The organism is Acinetobacter sp. NyZ410 (assembly GCF_022828975.1).
GTDB classification, from domain to species: Bacteria; Pseudomonadota; Gammaproteobacteria; order Pseudomonadales; family Moraxellaceae; genus Acinetobacter; species Acinetobacter guillouiae.
The window spans coordinates 1903854-1917011 of sequence record NZ_CP094620.1; the positions used below are offsets into that span (position 1 = coordinate 1903854).

Consider the following 13158-nt stretch of genomic DNA (forward strand, 5'->3'; position numbering starts at 1 on the left):
ATTTAGATATCCATGGTCTCATAGCAAGATTGGAATAAAGCATGGTAGGGATTTGACGTCATACCAATTTTACTTGGCATCCCTGTTGAATCACCTTGTTGGGCTAATAACGGGTTGAGTAATTGTTTGAATGGCCAATGGCTACTTTCAAAAACATATTTTTGAATACAGTTTTTCGATTGTTCAGAAATCGTGGCAGTTTCTATAAAGTTGACAATAATCGCTTGGATCATTTCCCAGAAATCAATTTCAGTATGATCGGTATATTTCAATGTTGCTAATGCGATAGGGTATAGATTGATTTGTATCCCGAGGGTTATAAAATAATTAAATAAATCCTCATTTTTATTAAAAATAAGATTGTTTGGCGTACTGGTATCAATTTTATAGACTGGCGGAACAAAACCACTGTCCTGAATCGCAGGGGTGCATATTCTTAAGGTGTCATGGTCACGCAGAATAAAGCATTTAAATTGATTGTCTTGGTAACATACAAGGGTGTTTTGACCATGACACTCAGGCATAACACCAAAAGACCACAGTGTGAGAAAAGTGTGAATAAAATGGGTACTCAAATCTTTAAGTAAGTTCCATTTGTCACCTGTTATACCTAAAGCTTCCCATGGATCAATATAAGGGCAACTTAAAGCAGACATGCTAATTGGTGCTATATTTTTTTCTTGGCAAAAATGAGGTAAATGCCTCACTTGACAGCCGATAACACCTAAATTTTGTACCAGCGGTTCTTGTTTTCCCAAGACCCACCAATGGGTTTCATTGCTTAAAAAGAGCTGATGTTTTAATGATGGTGTTTTGTCGATGACATCATTGAGAAAATCATATGCCGCATGACCGTTGGCTAAATATCGAGCAGGCATAGAGCGAATAGCACCCAAAGTTTTGGCATTGGTCGAGAGCTTTAAGTGCTGATTTGAATTTAAGTGATTGATTAAAGTTCGTAGCGAGGATGTTGGGCAACCAATTGCAGTGGCGAGGCCGAGGTCAATCCCTAGATATTTGTTTTCTTGAAATCTTAAATAGTCATGCTGTGTTTTAAGTACAGGTATTGCAAGGTATTCATTTGAGAGAGCCTGCATTTTTTCAATAATAAGATTTTTTTCCTCAGCAGGGAGAGCCAGTTCATCATGTGGAATGGATTCCATATTATTTATGACATCTGTTTTTTTAAATGCCCACCAATACACTTCAATTTCTTTTTGAGTAATGAGTGGACTGAGATCACCTTTCGCATGTGCAAATGGATGAAATGCACGGTCAGCGACAAGCGAAAGTTGTTCACTCATTATGAGTGGCGAAGAAAAAGAAAGTGTGGATTGTAAGATTTGAGGAATTTTTTCAGCAGTAACTAAATTATCATGCCAATATGCAATGGCCTTTTGGTGGTTGATTGATGGCCACCATGAGGATTGAGTTAAATAATTGAAAACGTCAGCAATCGCGATCTCAGTGGTCTGTTGACTCAACGTGTTATGAAGTAAAACTTCTGCTTTTGTGATATAGAAAGGATTTACACTATTTACTTTTAAGCAGTTGAAATATAGTTCCAACTCACTACTCAGATGTATTACAAGATAAGGCTTTTTATAGACAATATGGTTTCTGAACTCACCATAATTTTCCATATAGAGCGCATCTATAGTTTTCTGAAGTTGTGTTGTGTAAATCCGATCTAACATGTGCATTGTTCCTATAATTATAAAAGTGGCAAAACTGTGCCAATATTTTGTTTTTGTGCAGCATTGAAAAACCATTTCGCACAAACAATATCGTCGATCGCCATACCCATTGGGTTGAGTAAAATGATTTCATCATCATTTTCACGGCCATTTTTATGCCCAATAATGATGTCACCTAGTTCAGCATGTAGTTTTTCACGGCTAAATAAACCTTCTTCAACCAACACATTGATGACTTTCTTTTCTCTATTGGATTGATCCCAGTCATCCACAATCACTTTGTCAACTTTGAGGAAAACTTCTGGTTCAATATCCATGATTGAGATATTTGAAACGAAGCAACCTTTTTTAAGCCATTCAAACGGGATATAGGGTTTGTCGGATACTGTGCAAGTGATTAAGACATCTGCTTGCTGGATCGCCGACTTGGCAGTTTCATGAATTTCGATTTGAAGATTCGGATATTCGCCAATAAATAAAGCTTTAAGTTTTTCTGCAGCTTCTGGGTTTAGATCAAATAAATGTATTTTTTTAACTTGTGGGTATTGTTCTAAGACCGTTTTGATTTGCATTTGGGCAATCGGACCACAACCAATCACACTGATATCTGAGAAGTCTTTTTTGGCGAGATATTGAATTGATACACCAGTAATTGCAGCTGTTCTCATCGCACTAATTAAGCTGCCTTCCATGATTGCCACGGGGTAATTTGTTTCAGCGTCATTTAAAACAATTAAGGCACTGGCACGAGGAATATTAAATTTCTTAGGATTATGTTGGCGAGAGCCAATCCATTTGATCCCTGCAATAGGATCATTTCCAGCCAAATAACACGGCATGGCAATAATTCGGTCTGCAATATGGTCCGCACCTTGCCAACGTAAATAGGGTTTTAAGGGTTGTACAAACTGTTTATTTGCGTGAAGTGTGAGGCCTTCAGTAATTGCTTCGATAAATGAATTACTGTGATTTGCACCAAGATGGAGTAAATCTGATTGACTAAGGTAACGAAGGCTAGCCAAATTACTCATAAATATTTCCTAAAAAGTGGAGTTAAACAACGGATTGCAAAGTAAAATTTTCTTGATTGAGATGATTTTTATTGAAATGTCTTCTCTTGATCATTTCGAACCATTCTTCGTCATAAACTAAATCTAAATAACGATCGCCTCTATCTGCTAAAAGGGTTAAAACGCATGACCCAGACGGGATGGTTGGGATAAGTTTTTTTATTGCTGAAATAGATGAGCCGCTAGATCCACCCGCAAAAATGCCTTCATGTTCGAGGAGTTCTCGGCAACCTAAAGCTGACTCATAATCATCAACATAGATGACATCATCTATTTCATCTGGGGAGAGTAGGGCCGGAACGGTACTTGCACCGATACCCGGAATTTCACGTGGGCCTGAGTGACCACCAAAGAGAACAGAACCGACGATATCGACTGCAATAACTTTTAAATGTGGGAATTTTTCTTTTAAGCGACGAGATACGCCCATGATTGTTCCAGAAGTACTTGCACCAACAACCAAGTAATCAATACTGCGATCGATTTGATTTATGATCTCTTCCGCTTCACCATAATAGTGGCTTTTCCAATTGTTGGGATTTGCATATTGGTTGATCCAAACAGCATTGGGCAATTGGCGGCAAAGTCGTTGTACTGTATCGATTCTTGTTTTTAAATAACCGCCGTTTTGATCTTTTTCAGAGACCATTTCGATATTGGCTTTATAGAGCTTCAACATTTGTAAGTTGGCTGAAGCAATTTTGGGGTCAATCACGGCAGTGAATTTTAGGCCGTAAATTTTGCATGCCATAGCAAGTGCAATTGCTAGATTTCCCGATGAACTTTCAACAATGTGGCTATCTTTATGAATGAGGCCAGATTTAAGCCCCTCTTGTAACATATACAATGCAGGTCGATCTTTGATACTTCCACCTGGATTGAGTAACTCCATTTTTGCGACAACGGTGATGGATTGATCGGTAAACATCCTTGAGAGTCTGATTAAAGGAGTTTTACCTATGCAATCGAGAATATTGTTATGGATCATCGTTAGAATTCTCTGGTTTTATCTGTTGCAAATGATAATCATTATTGGTTTTGTTATTATTAAAATTTACGTGAAATTTGTTGTGTTTTGTAATTTTATTGAAGAGTAAACTGGGGGAGTAAGTAATGATATTGTTTTATAAATTTTTGATAAATATGGTTTATATTTAATTATTGGCTTAAATTATAGTGAAATTAGATGACCATTTGATTAAAATTGTTAATCAATCATTAGAAAAAATTTATAAAGCGGATCGCTATCACATTTATTTTTATTAAAGAGAATTGCCGCTATAAAACCATAGAGACCAAAAATCATAATAGAAAATCGTGATTCATATTTATGATGCATTCTTAAAAAAGGGCAGATCTATTTCTAGGACTTTTGCAGATTGTAGTGGCATAAGCTCAGTTCAAAGCTGTTTAGTTTACTCATACTGTTTAAAACACATTATGCCAATCGACCAAATCGAAATAAAGGTAGTCAAACATCAGCTCAGTGTGATAATCGTGTTTTAAGCAGGAGCGTATTTTTAAATAAATATTTGATAAAACAATGAGAAATTTTTATCTTTTATATGAGTTATAATAAAAATAGATGCAGTTTTGCTTAAATATTAACCACAAGATAGACTAGTCTGTATAGACAAAGCCCTAAATTTTTTAGTACAATTGATCACAATTTAGAATTAAATAATAACGCATGTCTAACAATATTTACGCTGCTTTGGAGCAGCTTGGCTTATCAGCACAAAAACGTGCGATTCACGTACAATTTTCTAATTCGGCGTTGAGCCAACAAGTGTTCTTACAACGTATCGATGGAACACATCAAATCAATGAGGGTGTTCGGCTCCAACTCATTTGTCTTGCAACGTCAGCAAGCATCCCTTTAAAAAGCTTTATTGGAACGCAAGCTGCGATTGATATCGTCACAGATAAATCTGAGTTAACCCGTATTTCAGGGATTGTGACCCAAGCCGATATTGGCGCATCTGATGGTTCTCTTACCATCTATCGCCTGACTGTAGAAGACCCAACAGCACTTTGGAAACACCGTAGAAACTCTCGAGTATTTATGAATAAGTCGGTTGTGGATGTGATCCAAACCGTATTCCAAGAATGGGCACAACGCAGTCCACTGTTTGCTTCAAGTCTGACATTGGACAAGAGTGGTTTAAGCAAAGACTATGATGTGCGCCCATTCATTATGCAGGCATCTGAAAGCGACTTTGACTTCCTGACCCGTTTGATGAGAAGTGAAGGGATTAACTGGCTGATCGATGAAGCACAACTTAAAGTGTCGAGTTCAACAGAACAAATCCAAGCACAAAAGCTTCGTTTAATTGATGATAATTCGCAATTTAGTGCCTTAGAACGCCGCAATATTCGTTTCCATAGAAGCAGCGCCGTAGAAAAAACTGATTCAATTACCAATTTTATTGGTCAGCGTTCCATTCAACCGACTTCGGTACATATCCAGCGTTGGCAAGCTGATGTATTGGATATTGATGAAGGCGCTGGCAGTGTCCAAAGTAAACACAGCCATAGTGAAAATTATGACAATGCCAGTCTAGCTTTAGAACAAGCATGGCACTTTAGCCCTGCATGGATACAAGACCTTAATGGTGAAGATGGCGCAACGCCATCGGGCAACAGTCAGATTGAAAAATTTAACCAAAACCTCAGCAACTACTACGATTCACAAGCCAAACAATTTACAGCAACGTCAACAGTGCGCGATGCACATGTTGGCTATTGGTTTGAACTGAATGAACACCCTGAGATTGACCAACACTCAGGTGCAGACAAAGAGTTTTTAATCACGGCTAAAAGCTTTTATAACCAAAATAACTTACCTAAAGATCTCACCGATCAAGTCACCGCTTTAGTCCAACAAAGCAATTGGCAAACAAGTCAAATCACCAGCAACACGAGTGATGAACGTCAAGCCAGTAATTTAATCATTCAACGTCGTAATATCAGCACGGTTCCAGCCTATAACCCATTACAACACCGACCGATGGCATCAGCACAACGGGCCAAAGTAGTGGGGCCAAGTGGAGAAGAAATTCATGTCGATGAATGGGGGCGTATCAAAGTTCGTTTCCTGTTTAGCCGTAATGAAGACAATACCCATGATGGCGGTGCGGGTTCCAATGACAATGACACAGATTCAGCTTGGGTCGATGTCCTGACCCCGTGGGCAGGTGAAGGCTATGGGGCGCGATTCTTACCGAGAATCGGTGAGATTGTTGTTATTGATTTCTTTGATGGCAACATTGACCGTCCATTTGTGGTTGGGCGCATCCATGAAGCACAACGTCATCCAAGCAAATTTGATGACAAAGGTAAACTGCCTGACACCAAGAAACTGGCAGGAATCAAAAGTCGAGAGTATCAAGGCAGTGGCTACAATCAGCTAAGGTTTGACGATACTACTGGCCAAATCAGCAGTCAGCTACAGAGTAGTCATGCCGCCAGCCAACTCAACTTGGGCAAACTGAGTCATCCTAAAGACAAAGCAGAAAGTGATGATCGTGGTGAAGGCTTTGAGCTGAGGACTGACCAATGGGGAGCCGTTCGGGCAGGGCAAGGTTTACTACTTTCGACCTATAAACAAGACCAAGCCAAAGGTGATCACCTTGATTCAGAGTTTGCCAAAAAGCAACTTGAAGGCAGTCAGACCAACAGTAAAGCTTTAAGCGATATTGCCAAGAATCAAAAGACGGATGAAATAGAATCGATTGAGCAACTCAAAGCTTTTGCAGAAGAAATTGAAAAAGATGTTGCCAAGTATAAAAAAGCCATCATGTTACTCAGTTCTGTTGATGGGATTGCCTTAAGTACCCCTGAAGATATCCATCTTTCAGCCACAGGCATCATTAACCATACTGCGGGCGATAGTATTAACCTTAGCACCCAAAAGAATCTTTTGGGACAAGCTTTAGGCAAAGTGAGCCTATTTGCTGCACAAGGTGGTATTAAAGCCATTGCCGCGCAAAGTAAAGTTGAAATTCAAGCACAGTCCGATGCTTTAGATGTATTTGCCAAACTGGGGATTACCATCTCATCTACAGAAGATCGGATAGAAATCAGTAGTCCAAAAGAAGTGTTGATTACTGGTGGTTCATCACAGATTGCCCTAAATGGCTCAGGGATTTTCCCCAAAACAGGTGGGAAATTTGAGGTCAATGCTGGGCAGCACACATTTAAGCCGGGTGCCAGTGTGAGTAAATCAGCACAACTGCCGCCATCGAATCCACTCAAAGGCGCACTCGATTTATTAAAAAGCTATGGTGGGCAAGACTTCTTTAAACAAACGGGTTTTAAAGTGATTGACTCATTTGGCAAGCAAGTGTCTGGCAAGCTGGATGGCAATGGCTTTGCCCAAGTGACAGGTATTGCACCTGGTCCTGCCAAAGTTGAATTTGAAACTGATCCACGGAGTGCATGGGATAAAGCAAGTCATTTTAACCGTGATTATACTTGGTCAGAAGAAGTGGTCGGTGGTGCCACAAGTTTTGCACAAAATGCTTTAAATTCAGTGGGGCAAAATATGATGTCCCAACTCAAAAACAATTTATTCTCTTTGAATGCTGACTCATTGAAAGATATGGGCAAAAACGCTTTAAAAGACTTAGGCACACAAAGCTTGGGACAATTTAAAGAACAATTTACTCAAAGTGCATTAGGTTCAGTCTCTTCAGCATTGAATTTAAATTTATCTCCGTCACAGATGATGAACGTGGGCCAGATGATTGCTAATCCAAGTCAATCCCTACAAAACATTAAAGATCAAGGCATCGATTTCTTTAAAGACCAAGCCTCAGCATTGTTTGCTCAACAGACCAGTGGTTTAGTTTCTAATATAACTGCTGGAACAGGATTTGGGTCGTCACTGGGGCAAGGTTTTGTTGCAGAGTCATTTGGCGCTGCTCAAAATGGGTTAGATGTCCCAGTGAAAGTGGTGGATGATTTTATTAAAAAAGATGAATATTTCTCTCGCTTCTTAACCTATAGCATTACCACTCGAAAAGGCGATGCATCTGTACCCACGATCCCGCAAAACATTCCTCAACAAGTCAGTCAGCCTGCGCCAATTTTGACTCAACAGACTCCACAAGCAACAGCACCAGTCGAAGTGAAAAAACCGCAGTCGATTTATGATATGGATAAGGATGTGGTACGGATGGATCTGGAAGAGTCGCGTTATGTCACCAAACAAGTGACTGTGCGAAAAACGGCTGCTGAACAACCAGATGTATATAACGCGCGAAATAAATAATTGAACATTTTTTTGAATTTTAATTGATTGAAATTAAATTAAAAATTAGAACGTATTAAGGTTAAGCTTATGGCATTTATAGACAGTAAAAATCAGACCGCAGGGTCAAATACACAGCAACAATCAACCGCTAAAGAGACCAAGCCAGCGGTAGAGTTGGCAGTATTTAATTTGGCCAGCCTGACGCATACAGAAGACCATAAGTTTATCGCCCATCAAATCCAAAACTATTTACAGGCTTGTGGAAATACCAGCCTAGAACAGATCAAAGCAAGCGCCAATGTAGCGACAGTCGCCAATATCTTTGCATTATCCGGCAGTGTATTGGATTTAATTCTATTTGCCACTGAACCCAAGCAAGCTGAGGCAGGCGTACAACAATCGGCATTGTTAAGCATGAACTTAATCGGTTTATTTTTACAACCGAATACAGAAGCACATGTGCGTATGGCTTTACGTCCAATGCTGGGTTTAATGGCCGAATGTTTATACCCAGCCAATGGCAAAATCAAAGAAGCTGATTTACGACGTATGCAGCTACACTTAAATGCGCAGATGGCCGGCGATTTAGAAAAATTCCTACAAGAAACACAAAGTAAATTATCAGGTTTATTGTCGAGTGCTACGACATTAGGGACTTCAATTCTGCAAGCTTTTAGTAGCAGTGCTGTAGCTGGATTACCCAGCGTTGCTTCAGCGGGAGCCACAGCTGAAAAACGTGATCCCAGCAAACAGTTTAGCAACTGGGCACAGCCATTGATTGATTTGTTGGGTACACCTGCACAAGCTGATATGACCGCAAAGATGACCCCGAATATCGCAACACGATTAACAGAAGAAGTGCTTAAGGCGACACCACAACTTGCTACAGTGATTCAACAACAAAGCAATGCAGGAACTCAATATAGCCTTGCTTGGTTGATTCAAGAAACCCTAAAAGCCATCCAAACTCAAGGTAAAAAAGCCACAGCCAGTGTGCCGTTAAACCAAACAGGCGAACATGAGCAGCATATCAATGGTGATATTTTAGAGTTTGTCACCTTACAACCTGATGCTTTAAATGATCCGATTTGTGCTACCAAACTAGCTGATTCAATGCCGAGTGACTCAGCAACCAAACATAGTATCAGTTATGCGATTGGTGCTGAGCGGGTTAATCATTCAGACTTTTACTTGCCTAAAGTTGGTTTTGCCTTTAGTCGTCAATATAACTCTCAAATGAATGAGTTTGACCACAGTATGATCGGCGCACGTTGGATGATGCCATTTTCCAATGTGATCATACAAAACCAAAATGGGTATTTATTTATTGACAGCAATGGACGTAAACATCAGCTGCCTGCTTCGATCGTCTATGAAACATATCAGGTACCCTTTGAAGGCTTTAGTGTCGCACCACATGACGATGGGGATTTATTGCTGAATTTTGGTTCAGACTGGAATTTCCATTTTCATAGTTTTAATGCTGGAAAACATTATCACCTCGTTCAACAATTTAATGATCAGACTGATGAAAAAGTAGTATTGACCTATTTATTGTTTGAACAATTTGCCTATTTACAGGCGATTGATTTCCAATTGAAGCGCGCTAAACATTTAGTTAAATTTGCTTTTAATGAACAAGCCAAAGTCATTGCCGCATTTGTCGATGAACAAGCGGAAGCATTGGCACGTTATGAATATGATCAACAAGGCAATCTGATCAAAGCCATTGATCAAAATGGACATACACGCAGTTATGAATATAACCATGCCCATCAATTGACCCGTTATACAGACCGTACTGGACGTGGGCAAAATATTCGATATGACTCTACCGCACCCAAAGCCAAGGCGATTGAGGAATGGGCAGATGATGGTAGTTTTAAAACCCGTTTAGAATGGCATCCACGTTTGCGTCAAGTGGCCGTCTATGACGCTTATAATGTTCCGACCTATTATTATTTTGATTTAGACGGTTTTACCTAGCGTACTCGTTTAGCCGACGGTCGTGAAAAGTGGATATATCGAGATAGTCAAAAACGGATTACGCGTCAAATTGATTTTGCAGGCTTAGAAACAGAGCAAGTCTATAACGATCAAGATCAATTGGTGAAAATTGTACAGCCAAATGGTGGTATTATCCTGTTTGCCTATGATGAAAATGGTAATCTGACTGAAACCAAAGACCCAGAAGGCAATATCTGGAAAAAACAATATGATGCTGATGGCAATGTCAGCAAAGACATTAATCCTTTAGGACATATCACCCAGTATAAATATAATAATGATAATCAATTGGTTGAAGTGATTGATGCCAAAGGCGGCTCAAAGAAAATTCAATATAATGATCTTGGACAGATGGTGTCGTATACCGACTGTTCAGGGAAAAGTAGTGCTTGGGAATATGATAAAGAGGGTACACTGACCGCACAAGCTGCTGCGGATGCACAACAGGTTCAGTATCTCTACAGTACTCAAGGTAAAGACCGAGGGCAGTTACAAGCAATCATTTATCCTGATGGATTAAAAGAACAATTTGAACATGATGAAGAAGGGCGTTTACTTAAGCATACTGATAGTAAAGGCTTAATCACCCAATATAAATACAATCAAGTCGGGCTATTAGCGCAACGGGTCGATGCCAATAGACACCAAATCGGCTACCAGTGGGATAAGCAAGGTCGAATTCAAAAACTAAGCAATCAAAACCATGCCGAATATCTATTTGACTATAATCGTTTTGGGCAATTGGTGTGTGAACAAGCCTTTGATGGTGAAGAAAAGCATTTTACATATCATGACAATGGATTTTTATTTCAAATCCGCCAACCAAATATTCTGACTCAATTCGGCTATCATACGGATGGCTCGATTGCGTCAAAAACCTATACCCATTTGCAAACTCGACATCGTCAAGTTGAAGAATTTGAATACAACTTAAATAATCAACTCAGTAAAGCGACCAATACAGAAAGCCAAATTGATTTTTATCGCAATCAACTCGGACAATTGGTACGTGAGCATCAACACTATAAAGTAGCAAATCTAACCCCACTCACAGCAGTATTACGTTATGAGTACGATGAATTGGGGAATTTGACTCAAACCATTCGACCAGATGGACAAGTACAAGCCAATCTAAGTTATGGATCGGGGCATATTTATGGTATTGCTTTTAACCAACAAGATATGGTGGCATTTCAACGCGATGATTTACATCGTGAAACCACTCGACTGCTTGCCAATGGTTTAGTGCAAACTAAGAATTATAATGATGTGGGCTTACTCAGTTCACAAGTCATTCGCCCAGAGCAAGAAACAAAGGACAGGGTACAATTTCAAGCAGAACGCCATTATCACTATGATAACAACTATTTGCTGACTCAAGTCGATGATAGTCGCCTAGGAAAGTTAAATTACCAATATGATCCAATCGGACGTTTAATCAAAAGCCAAAACCCATATAAATCGGAAAGCTTTAGTTTTGATCCTGCGGGGAACTTAATTGATCCAATTGCTACACAAGCTGCGCAAGTGAAAAATAACTTGATTAGCCAGTATCAAGGCAAACATTATAAATATGATGCACAGGGCAATGTGATTGAAACCACTCAAGCAGGTCAGACTTTAAAACTCACGTGGGATAACTTAAATCGTTTGATTCAAAGTGACAACAATGGTCAAATTACAGACTATGGTTATGATGTTTTTGGCAGACGATTATTTAAGAATAATGCGAATGAAAATAGTCTGACATTATTTGGTTGGGATGGTGATGTGATGGTGTGGGAATCAGTGAAATCATCAAAAGCTCAAACTGATTATACTAAGCACTATGTCTATGAACCGAATAGTTTTGTACCACTATTACAGACAGGTTATGCTGGCTTTATTCAGCTGATAGAAACACCTGACTATCGCCAATTCCAAAACGTACCTTATTCGATTTATAAAGATCCTGTATGGAAAACAGAAACCAGAAAAAACAAAGCTGAATTAGAACGTGTTGCCTTTTATCACTGCGATCAAGTCGGTACTCCACAAACTTTAAGTAATGAGTTAGGCGAGTGTGTTTGGGAAATCAAACAGGACACATGGGGCACAGCTTTAGAAATAAATACAACAAACCAAGACAATCCATTGCAACAAAGTAATATTCGTTTTCAGGGGCAATATTACGATAAGGAAACAGGTTTACACTATAACCGTTATCGTTATTACGAACCGTATAGTGCAAGGTATGTGAGTAAAGATCCGATAGGATTATTTGGAGGATTAAATAATTCAGCTTATGTAAGTGATCCAAATCAATGGGTGGATCCGATGGGGTTAAATGAATCACTCGGAAGTGCGATGAAAGATGCTTTTGTAGATAGGATACCTGGTTCACAAGTACCGAGTAGATTAAAAAATAAACCGGCTGCAGTTCAAATGACAGATCGAGTTTTAACTGGTATGAATGCAAATGTTACTGCTGCTGCTTTAGTTGGAGTTAGTGCTTCAGCATCATATGATGGAAATGGAAAGTATAGTGTGAAAGGTGGGAATACATATGGGATAGCATTGGAAGCAACAACAACTAGAGAAGTATTAAATGCTGGCAATTTAAAAGATGGGAAATATTATGAAGGATGTGCAAGTGCAGGCGCAGGATTGGCAGTGAGTGTTTGTGGAGGTTATTCAATGAATGGTGGTTTTTATGGAAATATTGCCTTGGGTGTTGGGTTAGGGGCATCTTTAAGTGGAGTTAGCGGAGAAAAAAGATCATATGATCCTTTAGCCCCAAAAACAGTAATCGATCATGAGCAATTAAAAAGAAATCAACAAATGCTTCCACGGGCTCCCTTAAATTTTGGGGGATTAAGATAAATGTCAGATGGGTTTATTTTATTTTTATTTTTATCATCACTGCTTCTGTATGTTATTTTATTTTGTATAGTTCGATTTTATTTGTTTAAATATTTTATTAGTAAAAATATTGCAAAAGATTATTTGGATTTCAACTTGAAAAGTTTTCAACATACTAAGTATCTTTATAAAATAGTTTTTAAAAATTTTGATAATCGTGATTTTTATGCAAAAAGGCTAAAATTTTTATATTTCATACAGATTTGTTTTTTATTGATTTTTGTTT

Annotated in this window: 4 protein-coding genes and 1 pseudogene; 2 read left to right on the top strand and 3 right to left on the bottom strand. The window is 38.9% G+C overall.

Features of this window, described 5'->3' with window-relative positions; all coding sequences use genetic code 11:
* Positions 1 to 2 precede the first annotated feature (2 nt).
* From MTO68_RS08890 to sbnA, 3 genes are read right to left on the bottom strand one after another with little or no spacing between them, the layout of a single operon-like run.
* Entirely contained in the window at positions 3 to 1697 is a 1695-nt protein-coding gene (locus MTO68_RS08890; protein ID WP_244015666.1) for an IucA/IucC family protein, read from the bottom strand.
* 17 nt (positions 1698 to 1714) lie between these two features.
* Positions 1715 to 2728, bottom strand: coding sequence for a 2,3-diaminopropionate biosynthesis protein SbnB (gene sbnB, locus MTO68_RS08895; RefSeq protein WP_004820581.1), 1014 nt, complete (start codon positions 2726 to 2728; stop codon positions 1715 to 1717).
* A gap of 22 nt (positions 2729 to 2750) precedes the next feature.
* The gene (sbnA, locus tag MTO68_RS08900) at positions 2751 to 3755 is read right to left on the bottom strand and encodes a 2,3-diaminopropionate biosynthesis protein SbnA (RefSeq protein ID WP_004820582.1); all 1005 of its coding nucleotides are present in this window, start codon (positions 3753 to 3755) and stop codon (positions 2751 to 2753) included.
* A 702-nt stretch (positions 3756 to 4457) separates the two neighbouring features.
* Between sbnA and MTO68_RS08905 the strand changes: the two genes are divergently transcribed.
* Both MTO68_RS08905 and MTO68_RS08910 read left to right on the top strand, forming a co-directional pair.
* On the top strand, positions 4458 to 8042 hold the full coding sequence (locus MTO68_RS08905; RefSeq protein ID WP_244015667.1) for a type VI secretion system Vgr family protein: 3585 nt from the start codon (positions 4458 to 4460) through the stop codon (positions 8040 to 8042).
* A gap of 69 nt (positions 8043 to 8111) precedes the next feature.
* Positions 8112 to 12893, top strand: a pseudogene (locus MTO68_RS08910) (RHS repeat-associated core domain-containing protein).
* Positions 12894 to 13158: the final 265 nt, after the last annotated feature.